Source organism: Helcobacillus massiliensis (assembly GCF_014191425.1).
GTDB lineage: Bacteria > Actinomycetota > Actinomycetes > Actinomycetales > Dermabacteraceae > Helcobacillus > Helcobacillus massiliensis.
On record NZ_JACHWP010000007.1, the window covers coordinates 57,498 to 75,989 of the forward strand.

The window sequence follows — 18,492 nt, forward strand, 5'->3', positions numbered from 1 at the left end:
GTTGCAGCGCCACGGATCGGGCCCCGCGCGGGGCGCGGCCGTGAGTGCTGAGAACAGAGCGCTGCACCCTGAGCGCTGAGAAGCGGCCCGTCTGACGCTGAGTCAGGCGGGCCGCTTCGTTGTTCGTGGGGGCGGAGCGGCTCGGCGCCGTGGCTCAGCCGAGCGCGTCGTGCGCCCAGGCGTCCTCGAGGTGCTGATGCGAGGTCGCGATCGAATGCTCGTTGGCGAGCAGCTGGTGCGCGAACTCCGGCCCCAGCGTGGCCGCCGGGATCCCCGCCGCGAACAGCGCCGACATCTGGTCCAGGCTGCGGATCGACGCCGCCAGAACCTTCGTCTCCGATTCGCGCGCCGTCAGGATGCGGTGCAGTTCGATCGCGGCGGCGACACCGTCCACGCCGAGGTCGTTCAGCTTGCCGACGTACGGTGCGATCCAGCCGAGCCCGAGCTCATGCGCCAGCACGCCCTGCGCCGGGTGGTACACGGCCGTGAGAAGGATGCGCTCACCGGCGCCCTGGAGGTCGTTGACGACCCGGAGCCCGTCGGGCGTGGCGGGGATCTTCACGCTCGCGTTCAGGCCGAGCTCCAGGATCTCCTCCGCGCTGGAGCGCAGCTCGCCGTGCGTGCCGCCCACTGCCTGCGCGAAGAACGTCTGCGCGCCGAGGCGGTTCGCGTGGTCGTAGAGGGCGGGGATGTCGCGCTGGGACAGTCCGGCCGCGCGCAGCGCCTGCGGGTTCGTGGTGACGCCGTTGAACAGGCCGTACTGCATGAGGTCGTCGAGGTCACCGGGGCGAGCGGAGTTGATGAAGAGCACCTGGTCTCCTTGCGTGTGAGCAGGGTGGTTGGGTGTGCGCGGTCCTCGCCCGGGTGCGGGCGGCCGCGAGGGCGCTTCCCATGCTAGTCGGCGGGACCCGTCGGCACTGGGGAGTTCCGCAGGTGGGCGGCCGGGCGCGAGTGCGGGCCGACGGGGCCGGGGCGCGCGGGATGCGGGCCGACGGACTCCGGGCGGTGAGGGGCGGGGCAGGCGCGCTGGCTATCGTGGGGGCATGAACGAGCTCCTGCCCGACCCGTACTTCTACCAGCAGCTGCCGTCCATCCACGCGTCCGGCTCCGTGATCCTCCGCGATGAGCACGGCCGGTTCGTGATCGAGAAGCCGAACTACCGCGACCACTGGCTGTTGCCCGGCGGCGGGGTCGACGGCGGTGAGGACGCCCGCATCGCCGCGGAGCGCGAAGTGCTGGAGGAGATCGGTCTGACGGTGACAGCGGGCCGCATGCTCGTGGCGAACTGGGTGCCGTCGCACATCGCCCAGGGCTCCACCATGGGCGTCCATTTCATCTTCGACGCCGGCGTCATGCCCGCCGCGGAGCTCGAGGCGACGATCCGCCTGCAGGAATCCGAGCTCGATGACTGGCGCCTCATCGACCGCGAAGACGCGCATCTGCTGTCCGACTGGGGAGGCCGGCGAACCCTCTACGCCCTCGACGTCCTCGACGGGAAGGCGGAGCCCGCGCTCATCGGCCAGGACGGCCGCGGGTACTGATCGGCGCGGCCGCCCGCGCGCCTGGCCCCGCGCCTGCCCGCGCTCGCGCCGAGAGCCTCACCCGTTGGCGTCGCTGTCCTCCGGGTCCGGCGCCTCCACCGTCAGGCCGGTGATCACCAGGCCCTTGCCCGGCGTGATCGTCAGTTCGATGTCCGCGGTGCCGGTGCCCATGTAGGCGTGGGGAGCGTCCGACGGGTCCTTCACCGTGCGGATGTCCACGGCATGGATGGTGATGACGGATCCGTCGAACGAGGTGACTTCGCTGCCGCGCATCTCCGCATAGTCCACCTGCGGGTCCTTCTCGATCGCGGCCTGGTAGTTCGGGCCGTCGGTCGAGCCCGCCGAACCGAGGAACTCGCCGTCCGCGGAGAACACGGAGATCGATCGCCAGTACCCGGTGCCGCCGGCGGTGCAGGACAGCTCGGCCAGGATGTACCCCTTGCCGTCCTTCTCCACGCGGTGCACCTTGTCCACGCTGACCATCGCCCCGCCCACGTGCTGGTCCGGGTCCGGGTTCTTCGCCTCGCCGTCCACGAACGTGAGTTCGTAGTACTTCTCGCCCCACGCTGTGCGCTCCGGCTTCGGAGCCTTGCCGTCCTGGTCAGCCTGGTAGTAGTAGCCGAATGAGCCGCACTCGGCGCCCACCGGCAGGGTGGCGTTGCGGACCTTGTCCTCAGTCCAGATGCCGTACGTCCCGGAGGGTGCATTCGGGGAGACGTCCTCGGCGCCTTCGAGCGCGAACTCGCCCTTCTCCAGGGTGTAGCTGACCTTCAGCTCATGGGCCTTGTCGCAGCGTTCCTCAGCTGACTCGCACATCTCGTAATCGGCGTAGCCGAACGCGTGCGGGATCGTGAATGAGAGGGTGCTGCCGTCGATGCTGATGTTCTCGGCGTAGGACAGCTCATGAACAGTGTCCTCGCCGGCGGCCCTGCGGACCGTGTCGTAGAACTCGGAGCTGAGTCGGTTCGCTTCGCCGATGTACGTCAGATCTGCGCTGTACACGGCGAGGGTGACAGCAGCGTCATGCCCGCTCGAGCGGCAGGACAGCTGTACGAGGACGGCGGGTTCCCCCTCGAACAGGATCGGCTGCACCACCTCGGGATCCACATAGACGGTACGGCCGGATGACATCGGCTTCGAGTACCCGTCAGTGAACGCCATCGACACCGGCTCGTTGCCCGCGAACTTCATGGACGCGGCACTGAGATCGCCCTCGGGCGCATTGGTCCAGGCAGCGCAGGCGCCCGGAACATCCAGCGTGCTGTTCATGATCGTCTCGGCCGACGGAACCTGCGCCTTCTGCTCGTCTGTCAGATCCATCGAACTCGCGGGGCGCGCAGGCTCGGCGGACGCCGGGGTTCCGTCGGCCCCTCCGCCATCAGAGCCGCCGCCGGACCCCGGGGAGGAGCCCGACGGGGGCGAGGCGGGTGCATCGGGGCTGCCGAAGGTGAGGTCATCGCAGCCGGCGAGGGCGACGGTGAGGAGGACTGCGAGCGCAACGGTGCGTGCGCGGCCAGTGAGTGTGGTGAGGCGGGCGGTGAGCGGTGCGGGCATGGCGACTTCCGGGGAGCAGTGGCGCGCCCGGCCGCGAGCACGGATGCAGGACTGCTCAGCCGGTGTTCGATGCGGGCGCGGGGGATGTCCCTATGCTATGCCGCACGCGTCGATTGTGTGCGGGTATGCCCGTTTTCGATTGCCGCGTTGTGCGGTGACGATGGCCGCCGGGCGTTGGAGGCGTGCTTCACTGCCCCCGCAGCGCCGCTGACGCCTCCGCGCCGAGCAGCTCATCCAGCGCCTCGTCCCTGTCCGCGCCCTGGGGCCGGTCGGTGAGGGTGTAGATGAGAGCGCCGAGCAGCGCCCAACCGGCGAGGATGATGTGCTCCACCGGCCACTGCAGTGTCAGGCCCGTGCCCGGGATCAGCGAGAACAGGATCACGAGCACTGCACCGACTGCACCGATCGCCGGCAGGAACGCGGGCCGCGCCCGGTACGTGTACTGCGCGTTCGGGAACCGCCTCGGCAGGCGGTACTTCGCGACCACCACCAGCAGCCACACGATCCCGAGGAACACGCCGCCCGCATCGAGGAACCAGATGATGGCGCCCGGCCCCAGCAGGCCCAGCACGATCGTGATGACCAGGACGAACAGCAGCGCATTGCGGGGAACACCGGAGCCGGCGTGCACCTCGGCGAGGGAGCCCGGCAGCATGCGGGCGCGGGCGAGTGCGAGCACCACGCGTGAGGAGGCGACGAACAGGCCGATGAAGCTGGTGACCAGGCCCAGCACAGCGATGAGGAACGCGCCGAACCCGAGCAGCGGGAAGCCGGCCGTGGTGAACGCATCGATCGTGCCGAGGTCCATCTGGGCGACCTCCTCCCACGGAATCACCGTTGCGGTCGCCAGCAGCACGGTGGTGTAGAACAGCGCCGCGATGCCGACGGTCAGCACCACGGCGCGGCCCACGCGGCGCGGCGACAGGCTCGACTCCTCCGCCAGCACCGCCACGAGGGAGAACCCGACCACGTACGTGATGCCGGGGACCACCATCCGCGCAGTCGACGCCAGCGGCGCCTGGCCCGATGACCACGCCGGCCACAGGTTCGAGGGCGAACCGGCGAACACCGCGGTCACGGCGAGCGCCGCACCGATCAGCAGCATGATCACGAACAGCGCCACCTGCAGCTGCGCACCCAGCCCCACCCCGAACCAGTTCAGGGCGAACACGATCAGCGCCAGCGCGATCCCCACCGCCAGCACCGGCAGGGTGACCGCCTCCCCGTTCACGGAGTACAGCGGCATCGACTCGAACACCGGCAGGTACTTGCTGAGCAGGGTGCCGAACGCGGTGACGTAGAAGGACAGGGACGCGATGTACGCGCCGATGTGGAACCAGCCGGTGGCGAAGCCCGCGCGGTACCCGAGGGCGGCGGTGGACCACACCACTTCGCCGCCGGCGCGGGGGATCACGCTGGTCAGCTCACCGTAGGCGAGGGCCACGCAGGCGGCGAGCGCGGCGCCGACCAGCAGGCCGAGGATCATGCCGCCGGCGCCGACGTCGGCGAAGAACGTGGAGGACGTGTAGATCCAGCTGGACCCGACCACGCCCGCCACGCCGAGCGCGATCAGGGACGGCAGGCCGAGGGTCTTCTTCATCGAGGACACGGGGAGACTCCTTCGCGGGGCGGGGGGGGGAGGCCGACGAATGCTGTCGTCAGCCGGCGCAGCCACGCGGGAAGGAGACCCACGTCACTGCAGGGATGGGGCCCATTGTGCCAGCACACGGTCGTTCGGGGGTGCCGGTCTGACAGTGATGTCGGTTGCCGACGCGGTTGGAACCGGCCGCTCGTCAGACCGAGTCGTTGCCTCTGTCCGTGCGGTGCTTACGGAACACATCGTCCCGGAGCGATGAGGGCAGAGAAATCGCTCGTGAAGTCGTCGAAACGGCGGTGCGTGCTGCCTCTTCTGGGTCCTTGTGCCGCATGAATTCGGTGAGGAACACGGCGTTGAACGCATCCCCCGCGCCGACGGTGTCCACCGGACTGACTCTGGGAGCAGGAACCGACGTGACGCGTCGCTGTCCTCTCGGCCCCGACTGAACCAACGCGCCCTGCTCTCCCATCTTCGTGATGACCATGGGGTGAGCGTCGGCGAAACGATCCAGGGCATCACGAGCCGTCGCCGCACCGGTGAGACCGAGGACTTCGGATTCATTGGGCAACAGGATGTCGAGGTGGGGGAAGACGTGTTCGAACAGGCCTACACGATGCCTCTCCGACCATCCACCAGCCGGATGGCCCATGTCCAGCGCCGTAATGGCCCCGAGCTGCTGAGCTCGCTCGAGCAACGCAGCCAGCCGCTTCCCCTGGAGGTGAGGCAGGAGGAAATAGCCGCTGAGGAGAAGGCAACCGGCGCTGAGAGCCTGATCGTCGACGTCTTCAGGACCGAACTCCGCGAGGGCACCGAGCGACGAGATGAACGACCGATCCCGATGTGCTGCTTCGGCGGCAACAGTGATGGGGGTGCAGCCATTCACAGTGACGAGGTTGAGCTCCAGTCCCTCCTCCTGCGCCAAGCCACGAAGCAGATCAGCACCTGGATCAGAACCGACGGGAGCTGTGAGCGTTGTGGGCACGCCGAGCTGAGCTGAACGCAGCGCCGTGTTGGCGGCGGACCCGCCGATCCTCAGGTCGATCTCCGGGACGACCTCTTCCTCTCCGGGGGCCGGAAAATCAGCGCGACCATGAATCACCACGTCAGGGTTCAGATTGCCGATAACGCTGATCCGAGTCCGTGGAGCTCGTCCTCCGCGCTCGCGCGCAAGGGTCATCAAGTCGCATCGGGCATCATCAATGTGCTGGCGCCGATCCCCGAATGACTGCTGAATCTCCCGGCAACGCTGACGCACGCCGTTGATGGTCCGCTTCTGTGCGGCTTCGCCAGGGCTGCCGTCCTGGTCCCGGGCAAGGATCTTCTCTGGTTCATTGCCCGAGGACATCACAATGGATGCGAGCGTGCCGTCCGAGTCCTCAATGCTCGCGCTCCGCAGGGCGGCCTCCACTTGTTGAGAGTGCCAGGTCGCGGGTTCACCGGCGCGGAAGAGGGAGCCGACTACGTCATGGGCTGCTCGCCATGGGACACCGTGGACTGCAAGGGCTTCGGCCACTGCCGTCGTCGTGGCGCCGGAGGAGACGATCTGTGCGCTGGACGGGAGTCGAAGCGGTCTGATCTCGCGGACGACACCGGCGAACAGGCGAAGGAACCTGACTGTCCGTTCCACTGATGCCCACAGGTGCTTCTGCACATCAGTGGTGGCGTTGTTCGAGTCTTCGTACCATCCCGCGGCGATGGCCGAATAGACACTCACCAGGTCGCCGTTCGCGGCGCCGGCCATCGACACCATGTGCTCCAGCACGACAGGATTCTGCTTCTGCGGCATGATCGAGGAGCCCTGACTGAAGCTCCCGGGCGTCTCAATCCACCCGAGGTTCATCCATTCCTGCACCACGCGAGCCCACCGAGCGCCGGTTGCACTGATTCTGGCCTGGATCGCGGCCACGCGCATGAAGTGCTCGGCTCCCGCCACGGCTTCGTACGAGGATGTGAATGGGCGATCGAAGCCCAGCAGATCGCTGATTCTCTGGCTGTCGACTGCGATGTCAGTACCTGCGAAGGCGGCTGACGTGAGCGGAGAAACGTTGAGCTCGTCGTAGACGGACAGCAGTTCATGCGCTTGGGACAACAGGGCCTCTGCGGCTCCGCTCAGCACATGGGCGATGGTGGTCGGCTGGGCGGGACGACGGTGGGTGTGCCCGATGATCAGCGACCTCAGGTTCCGTTCGGCAGCGTCGCTGAGCTCCTGGACTGCCCGCAGCAGAATGTCGGCGATATCGAGCACGCCGCGACGCAGAACCATTCGGAACACTCCCGCGTCCAAATCGTTGCGGCTACGAGCGAGCTGCACATCCAGGTCTGCGGTCGCCATGTCGCAGGCCGCCGCCAGCTCAGACTCCAAGAAGTAGTAAGGATCTTCAACGGCGCCGTCGAAAGGAAAGCTGCGGACACGTGGACGCCAATCCGAGCTGGTGGGCGCCCAGGATTCCCAGAGCCGAAGCAGGCCGCGGATGAGCCGGCTCGCGCGATCGGAGGGGAGAGCCTCCGTCTCGCCAAGCATCACGACATGTGCAATCGATGCTTCGACCATTGCGGGCAGGTCATGAGGTGCCGCCTCTTCAAAGGCGACCCGCAGGTGGTTGTCCCAATAGATGCTCAGATCATCGCGGTCTCGAAGGGGCGCGGAATGGTTTGTACTGGTCACCACTGAACCTTTCAGACTGTCTTCGGTGCGATCGCCGCCATCCGGGACGGCTTGACATGGCGCATGTTCCGCTATCGCTTATCGCGGTGCGGCCGCGGGTTCTGAACAACCTCGGAGATGATCAGGACGATGAGAATCACTGCCATCTGCAGTGCGCCGTAGGCGAAGGCTGAACCCAATTCGTTCGCATACTGCCGGTTGTAGATCTCGACCGACAGCGGTGTGAACCGCGCGGGGTAGATCACGACCGACGCTACGTATTCACCGAACCCCTGGATGAATGCGAGCAGGGCGCCGGCTATCACCCCTCGCGCCATCAAGGGAAGAGTGACAGTGCGCAGGGTGCGCCAGGGAGTCGCCCCGAGATTCTGGGCGGCCTCTTCGACGGAAGGGTCGATCTGCGCGATCGACGCCGCGGCGTTCCGGAATACGAGGGGGACGAAACGGATGAAGTACGCAACGGGAAGGATCCACAGGGACCCGACTAGAACCTGTCCAAGGTTGAACGGCGTGGGCGAAGCGAAGGCCGTCACGATATTGATGCCGACGACCGTGCCCGGCAGCGCCCACGGAAGCATGATCATCAGATCAAGGACGCTGGCTCCGCGTCCGCGCCAACGGGCCACCACCCACGCGGTCAGAACGCCGATCAGGATCGAGGCCAGCATTGCCAGCAACGACATCTGGCTGGATACCAATATCGGACGGAGGCTGCGCGGGTTCGAGGCGATATCGACGAAGTTCTGCAGCGTGTACTGCGGAGGAAGGATCTGGGTCGTCCAGGTTCCGTCGACAGTGAAGGCCAGCAGGACAATCGTGGCGGCCGGAGCCGCCAGGGTCAGGACGATCAGCAGTGAGCACAGCCCTGCCGCGACACGCGCCCAAGCGCCGGTGAGCGGTGTGGCGACTTGCGGGGTGCCCTTGGAGAGGCTCCGTGTCGATCGTTGGTTCTGGTACCAGCGCATGGTCAGCAGGAAGAGGATCGAGACGATCGAGAGCACGGTTGACTGTGCGGCCGCGAGTTCGTAGTTTCCGGACGTCTTCGCGGCCACGATGCGCATCGTCAATGTGTTGACGTTGTAGAACTGCGGCGCGGTGAATGAGGCCATGGAGACCATGAAGGTCAGCAGCGCTCCGGAGACGAGGGCCGGTGTCAACATCGGCAGAACGACAGTGCGCCACATCCGAGCACGAGAGGAACCGAGGTTCATCGCGGCTTCCTCGAGTGAAGCGTCACTCCCAGCGAGGCCCGCGGACACTGACAGATAGAAGTAGGGGTACATCGTCAGCGTGTGCACCAGCATGACTCCGGCGATCCCGTCGAACGCAACCGCTTGGGCTGGAAGGCCGGTGAGGCTCGCAATGGCTCGAGGAAGGATCCCGGAAGACCCATACAGGTAGTAGAACGACAGAGCCCCAATGAGGGGCGGCAGGCCCAGTGGGACGAGGGCGACAATCTTGAGGATGCCTCGGCCCGGAAATCGGAAACGGGTCAGCAGGACCGCCAAACATGTTCCGACTATCCCGCTGGTCACCACGGAACCGAGCGAAATGAGGACGGACAGGATCAGGGCCGACTTCGACGTGCCTGAGGTGAAGTCCCGATAGACGTCGCCTCCGCTCTGGAATGAGGTCAACAGCGTCGCAATCATCGGGACGACGATGTAGACCAGCAGAATGAAGGCTAGAGGGATGGCCAGTACATAGACGAATCTGTCCGACGACGTGCTGGTCTGCAGACGGGTCCGATTTCCTTTCAATGCCGTCATCGATTCACCATCCAGATCTTCTCGGGGGACGGGGTCAGGTCAACGTCGTCGCCCTGCTGTGGCAGAGTGTTGGAATCGGGGACGGACACAAGGACCTCGCTCTCTCCGACCTGTGTCGTCACCGTGCAGGTCGCTCCCGTGAACTCCACCGACTTGACGCGAGCACGGAGGGAACCAGCGGCCGGAGCGTCGGAGCTGTTCGCGGGGCCGATAGCAAGCGATTCCGGGCGCAGTGAAACGGCGATGCTCTCTCCCGGGGTTGGGCAGTCGCCGGAGGTCCTGGCGGCGCGGGGCGCACGAAGGACCCCGCCGCTGTCGAGGCGGATCGTGCAGTATCGGGCGTCGACGTCCTCCACTGTGCCGTCGATGACGTTCGAACGGCCGATGAACCGGGCGACGAACGCTGTCGCGGGGCATCGGTAGATCTCACGCGGTTCGGCGACCTGGTGGAGCACGCCGTCCTGCAGCACCGCGATGCGGTCGGACATGGCCATCGCTTCAGCTTGGTCATGCGTCACATAGACGCTGGTGGTGCCGGACTCCTTTTGGATGCGTCGGATATGCCCGCGCGTCTCCTCACGGAGTTTCGCATCCAGGTTGGAGAGAGGCTCATCGAGCAGCAGTACTGACGGATCGATGACCAAAGCGCGTGCCAGGGCCACACGTTGCTGCTGTCCGCCGGACAGCTGACCGATGCCACGGTCGGCGTAGTCGCTGAGACCCACGACTTCCAGTGCCTCAGCGACTAGCCTTCGCTTCTCATCCCCCCGAATGCGCCGCGTGGTCAAGCCATAGCCGACATTAGTGGCCACATTCATGTGGGGGAACAAGGCGTAGTTCTGAAACACCATACCGGTGTCGCGCTTATGCGGAGCCACACGCGTGACATCGCGATCACCGAAACGAATCTGACCTGAACTGGGTGATACGAACCCAGCGATCATTCGGAGTGTCGTGGACTTCCCACAGCCCGACGGACCGAGGAGGGTGAAGAACTCTCCGTCGGCGATGTCGATATTGAGCGAATTGACAGAGGGAATCCCGCTGCCATAGTCCTTGGTGATGTCGGTGAGGCTGACCCCGGTCATGGTGCTCCTTCAGTGCGGTCGGACGGTGGGCAGAGGGGCGTCAGCCCTTGCCCTTGATGTTCTGGGCCCAGTAGCCGATCCAGTCGGATTCGTTTTCGGCGACGCGGTCCCAGTCCACTTCCATCTCCTTCAGCCCCAGCTCGGCGAGCCACTTCGGCTCATCGCTGAGCTCCACGGTCGGAATCTGGTACTGCTCTTCGGCGAGCTTCTTCTGCTCGCCCTCACTCATGAGGAAGCTGATGAATTTGTCCGCTCCTGCACTTCCGGGGCCGTCCTTGATCTTGGCGAGGCCGTCGATTAGCATCGGTGCGCCGGACTCGGGGACAACCGCGTCGAGCATCGAGAAGTCCCCGTAGTGCTGCAGCATGATGTCTTGGAGATTCCACAGGGAAAGCGGAGCCTCCTGCCGGCTCAGACGCTGGTAGAGATCGGTGGGATTGGCGGCGTAAGCCTTCGTGTTGGCGTCAAGCTTCTTGAGCCATTCGTACCCGGCTTCAGGAGCCTTCGGATCGGCGCGGTCGATCATGGCGCAGTAGATGGACCTCATGGTGCCGGACGCCTCCACGTCTCGAATGATGAGGTTGTCCTTCATGTCAGCTCCGAGCAGGTCGTCCCAGTCCTTCGGCGCCTTGTCCTTTGACATGACGTCGGTGTTGATCATGAAGAGCTCAGCGAGCTTCATTTCGCCGATCCACAGTCCGTCCTTGTCGCGGGATTCTTCGGGAACGGCGTCGATGATGTCCTGAGGAGCTGGAGCGAGCACGCCATCGGCCGCGGCGGCACTGAGCTGCTGCCGGGTGCCGCCCCACCAGATATCTCCCTGCGGGTTCGCCTTCTCTGCCCGTACGCGCTCGAGAGCTTCCTGTGCGCCCAGGGTGAGAATGGTGGCCATGCCTTCCCAATTCGGATTGGCCTTTTCGAAGTCTGCGACGACTGACTCCGCAAGTGCCTTGTCGCGGGCGGTGTAGATCGTGAACGCCGTGGGCTTGCCGGCATCACCTCCCTTCCCGGAGCTGGAGGAGGTTCCGCCGAGTCCGCATGCCGAGAGAACGGCTGTGGAAGCGGTGGCGAGGATGGTTCCTCGGATGAGGTTGCGTCGTGAGATCATTGATCTCTCCTTTCTGGGGTGACTGCATTGTCACGTCGGCTGCACTTGTTGAAGTTCTGAGAAGGACAAGTCCTCAAAGGCCGCTTTTCGGACTCTCGGAGTGCGGAGGGCCGCTTGCTTCTAGGAGCAGCTGGGGGCGGGTCTCCATGCAACTGATGGCGCCGCGGACCAGGGCGTCCTCTCCATGCTGGGCGAATCGAATGTCGACGTCGCTTGGACAGAGCCGTCGAATGCGAGATTTGAGCTTTGATCTGTGCGGCTTGTCGAGGCGAGGGAGAGCACCGGCAAGGACCACGGTGTGAGGGTTCGCCACGCAAACGTACACCGCGGAGGCATAGGCCCATGCATCAAGTGCGCCGGAGAGAAGGCCCTTCGCGGCATCGTTCTCGGAGGTCATCAGATCCTCGAGGAGGCGATGCTCTTCGGTATCGATACCCAGCTCGCGTGCCCCTCGGGTCAGGCGGGGAATTGAGAATTCCGACTCAAGCTGCCCCACCTCCCCGCTCAGTTTGGACGAACGCCAGGGAAGAAATCCGATCTCTCCGGCTGAACGGGTTGCCCCTACGTGGATCTTGCCGTCCACCAGGAGTGCTCCGCCGATGCCGCCGCCCACATAGATGAGCGCGGCGTCGCCGTCGAAGCGCCCGCACTCTCCAAGAGCTACGAGGTTGACATCGTTCTCAATGATCACGGCGATGCGCAGAGCGGATCGAAGGCGTTCAGCGAGCGTGGCTTGGTCCGCGTCTCCCAGCTCGGGTGCGAGCGCAATGTACCCCTCTTCGGACACCACTCCCGGGAGCGACAGAACGACGCAGCGCGACGGTTCGGTGGTCACGGAGTGGAGGGCTTCGATGGCTGCGATGAGCGATTGTCCGGGGTCCCCGAGGTCGAGGGGGCGGCGGATCTGGGCATAGATCTGCTGGTCAAGGTCCACTTGGCGCACCACGATGTCTCCGGACTGGATGCCGATGACCGTGAGACGAACCGCAGAGCGCCTGAACTGAAGCAGCGTACGGGGACGCCCGCCTGTTGAATTCGCTTGGCCGATCTCCTGGACGTAGCCGTTGCCGAGCAGTGTCTTGATCGGTGTCGTCATGGATGACTGGGAGTAGCCGGTGATCTCCGCGAGTTCAGTGCGAGACAGCGCGCCGCAGGTCAGGAGGGTGCTCACTGCCGCAGTGAGTCCCTCCGTCATCTGTGCCGGTTGTAATGTGACCGGAGTCTCCGTTGACATAGATACTTTATACGCGAAAGAAAGTGGGCGCGCAAGACCTCTCCTTCAACCCCGGATGTTGGGCGCAGTCCAGTGGATCATGGGTTTTCGTCTTGACGAGGAGCAAGGCTTGTGGACCGATCCTCTTGCTTCGTCGCTTACTGCGGCGTATGAAGTATGTATCCCGTCACAGTCGACGGGGTGGATGGAGGTACTGATATGACGAAGACAGCCGCGACCCGGAGCCTGGCGATGAGTCGAAGAGGTGTACTGCAGGCGGTCGGCACGATCGGTCTTGGCGCCGCGCTCATGACGCCGGCGGAACACGCTCTCGCTAGCGCGCACGCACAGGATCCCGACTCTGTGAAGCTCAACGTCCTCTTCATCGGAGCCCACCCTGATGACGAGAACGGTTCCCTGGCCACACTCGGTCAATGGAACGAATACCACGGAGTCGAAGCCGGAGTCATCACCATTACGCGCGGTGAAGGAGGGGGCAATGCAGTCGGGCTGGAAGAGGGCCCACCTCTGGGGCGTCTCCGTGAAGCCGAAGAGCGTACGGCGGTGGGACGGGCTGGGGTACGACACGTCTTCAATCTCGATGAGGTGGATTTCTACTACACCGCAAGTGCGCCGCTGTCTCGAGAGGTCTGGGGCGGAGATGCGCTGCTGGGCCGGATCATCCGAGTGATTCGTGCAACTCGGCCGGAGATCATCCTGACCATGAACCCGTCAGCTGTGGAAGGGAACCACGGCAATCATCAGCAGGCGGCAATGTACGCCGTTGAAGCCTATTTGAAGGCGGGTGACCCCTCAGTCTTCCCTGAGCATGTTGACGAAGGGTTCGCTCCTTGGACGCCTCGACGGATCCTCCGCGTAGGTGCGAACGGCGAGGGGGCCACCGGTGCTGATGCAGTGAAGAAGGGATTCGTTCCCACTATCGATGCGGATCTCGTCTTCGGAGCCTGGGACGGCACATACAGTGAACGGGAAGGGCGACGCTGGTCTGCGGTTCGGGATGACTCGGTCCACGACTACGTCACGCAGGGGTGGCATCTGCGGCCACCGCCCCGAGTGACCCGGCCAAAATCCCAGTGGACTGGCTGACCGTCATCCACTCCAAGTCGCCGCTTTCGGACCCGCGGAGCGGAGATGGGGCGGCCCTGGAGGGGGCGGTGACCGCGTCCGCGGGTGGACTGCCGCTCGGCCTTCTCCTAGAAGTGAAGCCGGCGGCGTACGAGTTCGTCGCCGAAGACCCTCGAAGCGTCGCCGTTCACATCACGGCGCCGCCAGAGAAAGACCTACCGTCGGCGTCTGTCCGGGTGGTTGTGCCCGACGGTTGGGTCGCGGAACCCGCGGAGCTGTCCATGCCAGCACTGCGCGCGGGTGAAGTCGTAGAACTGCCACTGACGGTCAGAGCCTCGAAGGGTGACAGCGGGGAGACCGGGCAGATCTGGGCGGAGCTCGCCCTTCCGGATGGAACAGCAGGCAAGTGCTTCGCCCCTGTTCGGCGAGCAGGGGCGTTGGAGGCCAGCATTGCACCACTTGAGGAGATCGCTGACTTCCGGGAGTGGACGAAGTCCATTGGAATGCGGCACCTCGATGCCCTCGTTCCCGAGCTGTTTTCGGTGCCACAGGGGTGGCGCGATGAGGAGGAGATCGTAGTCGAGAGTTTTTCGTCCCGCGAGCAGCGTGGACGAGTGAGTGTTCAGGTCCCGGCAGGCTTCAGTGTGGAACCTGACACGGTGGACATATCTTCGATCGAGCCGCGTGGCCGCGAGTCTTTCTCGGTGTGGTTTGAGAACGTCGACACAAGTATCCCGTTCGGCAACCGCGCCGAGAACGGTGGCAGCTGGCCGGTTCCGATCCTTACGGAATCCGCTGGAGCTGTGGCCGTGCGCAATACCGTCATGAACCTGGTCCCGACGTCGGTGGTTCCAAAGGTCGAACCGCCCAAGGCGCTGACAGGTGTTCTGGACCCTGCCGTCTTCCCCGGCGAAGACCTCCCTGTCGACACTGTGTGGCAGGGGACGCCGATGGGGGGAACGACGGAAACCATCAGCGGTACCTCTCGGATCAGCCACGACGGCGAGAATCTGTATGTTTTCGTATCAGTCCAGGACGACGTGCGCGGAACCATCCTGCCTCCAGAGGACAACAAGCGGCAGCGTCGAACTGACTCGGTCGAGATCTACGTGGATCCACGAGGGACTGCGCCGAATACAGCTCACACGTTCATCGCAGGCATTATGCCGTCGATGGGGAGTATGACTGGAGCCCCTGGTGTCGGGCGCGATCGTGACAACCATCAAGGTGAAGCCAGCGAGACTGCGCCTGGGATGGAGGTCGCAGTGGTCATGGCGGAGACGGAGAAGGAGTACACGGGCTATGACCTCGAGGTGAAGATTCCATTTGTCGTGCTGCCTGACGCGATCGACCCCGAACATATGGGCTTCAACGTGGTGATCAACGATTCTGACACCCAGGACAAAACAGCTCAGGACCGGGTGGGGTGGTCGACGTTCCCCGGAATGCGAGCTGATCCGTGGCGGTGGGGGTTGCTTCGAGTTGAGGGGCTGTCCGATGGCGGTTCGAACCCGAAGGACCCCATCCTCCCAAGGACGGCGGCCCTCTCCATAGAGTCGCCCCAGTCGATCATCCAATCCGCCGCAGACGGTGTACCGCTTGGCGGAGCCGCACCGGCTCGGGGTGATCTGCGTGTCGACTCAGCCAAGTGGCGCGGGAAGAGGCTGGTTGCAAAGGTTCGGACCCCTTCCGCTGGTGAGGTTCGGGCATTCCTGTGGGATGGCGAATCTGTGGCTGGCAGCGTGAAGCAGAAGGTGAAGAACGGCAAGCTGACCATTTCTCTTCCAACAGAGGAGAAACCTGATAGCGGCGGCTACAAGCTGCTGGTGAGCTACATCGACAGCGAAGGGCGAGTGGCCGCCGCAGTCAGCTCAGTATCCTGATTTCACATTTCCGGCTGTCAAGGACCGACGGGTCATCGAGGCGTTCTCGCTACCCGTCGGTCTTTGTCTTTTCAGCGCCGCACCACAGCTGAAGCACATCGGTGATGCGGCCCGCGATCCGCACGGCAGCGACTCCGTCGGCCCGCGTGGGGCCGTCGTTCACCACCACGACCGGCCTGCCCGCCTTCACTGCGGCGCGCACGAACCGCAACCCCGACTGCACCGTGAGGCTGGAGCCGAGCACGAGCACACTGCCCGCCTCCTCCATCGTGGCGTAGCAGTCGCGGACCACCTGCGGGCGGGCCGCTTCGCCGAAGAACACGACATCCGGTTTCAGCATGCCGCCGCAGATCCCGCAGATGGGGTAGCGGAAGTCGTGGGTGCGGTCCACGTCGGCGTCGCCGTCGGGCGCCTGCGCAACCTGGTCGGCGAGCTCATCGATCCGGGCGGCGTAGTCCGGGTTCAGCAGCAGCATCCGTTCGTGCAGCAGCGGCCGGGAGGACAGGTGCCCGCAGCCGAGGCATGTCACGAGGGACAGCTGCCCGTGCAGCGGGATCACCCGCTTCGTGCCGGCGGCTTCGTGCAGGTCGTCCACGTTCTGGGTGATGACAGCACTGATCGGGAACGGGGAGGACGCAGCCTGGATCGCGGCGAGAAGGCGGTGCCCCTGATTCGGGCGCGCCTGCAGGAACTGCCGCCAACCCACGGTGGAGCGCGCCCAGTACCGGCGGCGCGACAGGTCCGAGCCGGTGAACTCCTGGATCGTCATCGGCTGGCGGGCCGTGGCGGTGCGGCCGCGGTAGTCCGGCAGGCCGGAGTCGGTGGACATACCGGCTCCGGTCAGCACCACGACGGGACCGTTCGCGGCGAGCACGCGAACGGCGCGTTCGATCTCCTCCGGCGGGGAGGTGCGGCCGTACTCGGCGCTGTCCATGGGCCCCACGCCGGCATACGCGGCAGGCCGCGACCGGTGCGGGGCGCTGCGGGCGCGGCCGACGGGGCGGGGGCGTCATCCGGGCCGAAGGCGGAGTGGGTTGTGCTCGCGGTCGCGAACCAGGAACCGGCGTGGCCAGCGGGCGGGATCCTCATGCGCCCCAACCTACCGCGGTGCGGCATATCGGTCGCGGCCGGTCTCGGCCGGTCTTGGCCGGCCCCGACCCGAGTCCCCAGGCCCTGCCCGGCACCCATTGAATGCGTTTCAGCGCTCTTGTTCGAGGAAATGAGCGCTGAAACGCACGGAACCGGCCGGCACGGCGGCCCGGGGGCCGGCTGCCCCTGGTCGGCGGCCCGGGGGAGTGAGCCTACTTCTTCATCTGCTTCAGCAGGTCGCCGAACGGGACGAAGTCGGTGAAGTCGTCGGCAGCGGACGTGCGGCCCGCAGCTGCCGAGATCCCGCGGCCCGGCTTCTGAGACGAACCCTCAGCGCCGTCAGCAGCGCTGTCGTCGGCGCCGTCACCAGCGCCGGCACCACTGGGGTCGGCGGCCCCGTCGGCCGGCGGGGCGTCCACACCGAGCAGAACGATCGCCTCCTCCGCGGCGGTGCGAGCACGCGCAGCGAGGGAGTCGTCCGCGGAGGCGAAGTCGGCGCTCGCGGCGAAGATCGCGGTCGGCACCGGCATTGCCCGCAGGTAGGAGAACAGGGGCCGCATCGCCGTGTCGGTGATGAGGGAGTGGCGGGCGGTGCCGCCGGTCGCGCCCAGCATCACCGGGACACCGGCCAGGGCCTTCGGCTTCACCAGGTCGAAGAACGACTTGAACAGCCCCGAGAACGACGCGTTGAACGTGGGCGTCACCGCAATGATGACGTCCGCGGAGCTCACGGCATCCAGCGCGCGCTGCACAGCGGCGGGCTTCACCGGCGAGATCGTCGCCTCCATGATCCCGACCGCAATGGACCGCAGGTCGATCCGCGTCACCTCGGGCTCGAGCGCACGCGAACGGGCCTCGGTCTCGAGAGCGGTCTGCAGGACGTCGGCGAGCCGGGACGTGGACGACGGCGTGGACAGGCCCGCCTGCACCACGGCGATGGTCAGAGTGCGTGTCATGGAGTGCCTCCTCGGATGGTCACATGCGAATGCGGGGTCGGGAGCGGGGCGCGGGCGGTCCGCCCAGCGGGAAGGCCGGCCGACGGGATCAGTCGTTCAGCCGGCCGCGCTCGGCCTCAGCCCTGCGCGCCTCCGCGGTGAGGCCGGTCCAATTGTCCCCGGTCTCGAAGCGGTACGAGGAGTCGAACTCGGCGCCGCGCGCCTCAGCAGCGGCCTTCACACGGGCCGCGTGCGTGGGGGCGTCGGGAACGTCGGCGGGGCGGCGCTTCGCGAACTCCTCGCGCAGCACCGGCACCACCGTCGTGCCGAGCAGTTCGATCTGCTCCATGACAGTCTTCTCCGGCAGGCCGGCGTGGTCCATGAGGAACATCTGGCGCTGGTAGTCGCCCACATGGTCCGCCATGGACAGGTAGCGCTCCACCACCTGCTCGGGTGAGCCCACGGTGAGCGGGGTCTGCGCGGTGAAGTCCTCCAGGGACGGGCCGCCGCCGTATACGGGGGCGTTGTCGAAGAAGGGGCGGAACTCGTTGACGGCGTCCTGCGAGTTGGGGCGCATGAACGCCTGACCACCGAGGCCGACGATCGCCTGGTGCGCCTTGCCGTGGCCGTAGTGCTCGTAGCGCTCGCGGTACAGCTGCACCATCTGCTTCGTGTGGCTGATGGGCCAGAAGATGTTGTTGTGGAGGAAGCCGTCGCCGTAGTAGGCGGCCTGCTCGGCGATCTGCGGGGACCGGATCGACCCGTGCCACACGAACGGGGGGACGCCGTCGAGCGGGCGCGGCGTGGAGGTGAACTGCTGCAGCGGGGTGCGGAACTGTCCCTGCCAGTCCACCACGTCGTTGCGCCACAGTTCGTGCAGCAGCGCGTAGTTCTCGACCGCGAGCTCCACGCCCCTGCGGATGTCCTGGCCGAACCACGGGTAGACGGGGCCTGTGTTGCCGCG

General features: G+C 65.7%; 14 protein-coding genes. 3 read left to right on the forward strand and 11 right to left on the reverse strand.

Annotated elements, in window-relative coordinates; all coding sequences use genetic code 11:
- Positions 1-154 precede the first annotated feature (154 nt).
- On the reverse strand, positions 155-811 hold the full coding sequence (locus FHX50_RS09340; protein ID WP_183376898.1) for a transaldolase family protein: 657 nt from the start codon (positions 809-811) through the stop codon (positions 155-157).
- Between the two features lie 232 nt (positions 812-1,043).
- Here FHX50_RS09340 and FHX50_RS09345 point away from each other — a divergent pair, with 232 nt between their 5' ends.
- The gene (locus FHX50_RS09345) at positions 1,044-1,541 is read left to right on the forward strand and encodes an NUDIX domain-containing protein (protein ID WP_183376900.1); all 498 of its coding nucleotides are present in this window, start codon (positions 1,044-1,046) and stop codon (positions 1,539-1,541) included.
- Positions 1,542-1,598: 57 nt separating this feature from the next.
- Here the strand turns inward: FHX50_RS09345 and FHX50_RS09350 are convergent, their stop codons facing one another.
- The 7 genes from FHX50_RS09350 to FHX50_RS09380 all read right to left on the reverse strand — a co-directional run bounded on the left by FHX50_RS09350 (position 1,599) and on the right by FHX50_RS09380 (position 12,493).
- Positions 1,599-3,095 (reverse strand): hypothetical protein, encoded by a 1,497-nt coding sequence (locus FHX50_RS09350; protein WP_183376902.1) that lies wholly within the window; start codon positions 3,093-3,095, stop codon positions 1,599-1,601.
- A gap of 187 nt (positions 3,096-3,282) precedes the next feature.
- Positions 3,283-4,695 carry an APC family permease gene (locus tag FHX50_RS09355; protein ID WP_221187320.1) on the reverse strand — a complete coding sequence of 471 codons (1,413 nt, stop codon included), beginning with the start codon at positions 4,693-4,695 and terminating at the stop codon, positions 3,283-3,285.
- Positions 4,696-4,888: 193 nt separating this feature from the next.
- Positions 4,889-7,357: a PfkB family carbohydrate kinase gene (locus FHX50_RS09360; protein ID WP_183376906.1), complete on the reverse strand. Its 2,469-nt coding sequence runs from the start codon at positions 7,355-7,357 to the stop codon at positions 4,889-4,891.
- Positions 7,358-7,428: 71 nt separating this feature from the next.
- Positions 7,429-9,126 (reverse strand): ABC transporter permease, encoded by a 1,698-nt coding sequence (locus FHX50_RS09365; protein ID WP_183376908.1) that lies wholly within the window; start codon positions 9,124-9,126, stop codon positions 7,429-7,431.
- Positions 9,123-10,214 carry an ABC transporter ATP-binding protein gene (locus FHX50_RS09370; protein WP_183376910.1) on the reverse strand — a complete coding sequence of 364 codons (1,092 nt, stop codon included), beginning with the start codon at positions 10,212-10,214 and terminating at the stop codon, positions 9,123-9,125. Before FHX50_RS09370 ends, FHX50_RS09365 begins: the two co-directional genes overlap by 4 nt.
- Before the next feature lie 40 nt (positions 10,215-10,254).
- On the reverse strand, positions 10,255-11,322 hold the full coding sequence (locus tag FHX50_RS09375; RefSeq protein ID WP_183376913.1) for an extracellular solute-binding protein: 1,068 nt from the start codon (positions 11,320-11,322) through the stop codon (positions 10,255-10,257).
- A 73-nt stretch (positions 11,323-11,395) separates the two neighbouring features.
- Complete coding sequence (locus FHX50_RS09380; protein WP_183376914.1) at positions 11,396-12,493, reverse strand: ROK family protein; 1,098 nt, start codon at positions 12,491-12,493, stop codon at positions 11,396-11,398.
- Between the two features lie 261 nt (positions 12,494-12,754).
- Between FHX50_RS09380 and FHX50_RS09385 the strand changes: the two genes are divergently transcribed.
- Together FHX50_RS09385 and FHX50_RS09390 are read left to right on the forward strand one after the other, a co-directional pair.
- A complete protein-coding gene (locus FHX50_RS09385) occupies positions 12,755-13,642 on the forward strand; it encodes a PIG-L family deacetylase (protein ID WP_183376916.1) in 888 nt (295 codons plus the stop codon).
- Positions 13,630-15,504 (forward strand): sugar-binding protein, encoded by a 1,875-nt coding sequence (locus tag FHX50_RS09390; RefSeq protein WP_183376918.1) that lies wholly within the window; start codon positions 13,630-13,632, stop codon positions 15,502-15,504. The genes FHX50_RS09385 and FHX50_RS09390 overlap by 13 nt, the downstream gene beginning before the upstream one ends.
- A 49-nt stretch (positions 15,505-15,553) precedes the next feature.
- Here FHX50_RS09390 and FHX50_RS09395 read toward each other — a convergent pair whose 3' ends face one another.
- From FHX50_RS09395 to FHX50_RS09405, 3 genes are all read right to left on the reverse strand, one after another.
- Positions 15,554-16,438, reverse strand: coding sequence for a Sir2 family NAD-dependent protein deacetylase (locus tag FHX50_RS09395; RefSeq protein WP_246370971.1), 885 nt, complete (start codon positions 16,436-16,438; stop codon positions 15,554-15,556).
- A 367-nt stretch (positions 16,439-16,805) separates the two neighbouring features.
- Complete coding sequence (locus tag FHX50_RS09400) at positions 16,806-17,549, reverse strand: CE1759 family FMN reductase (protein WP_183376920.1); 744 nt, start codon at positions 17,547-17,549, stop codon at positions 16,806-16,808.
- Positions 17,550-17,637: 88 nt separating this feature from the next.
- Positions 17,638-18,492: CE1758 family FMN-dependent luciferase-like monooxygenase (locus FHX50_RS09405; protein WP_183376922.1), on the reverse strand; the 855-nt coding region annotated here is incomplete at its 5' end.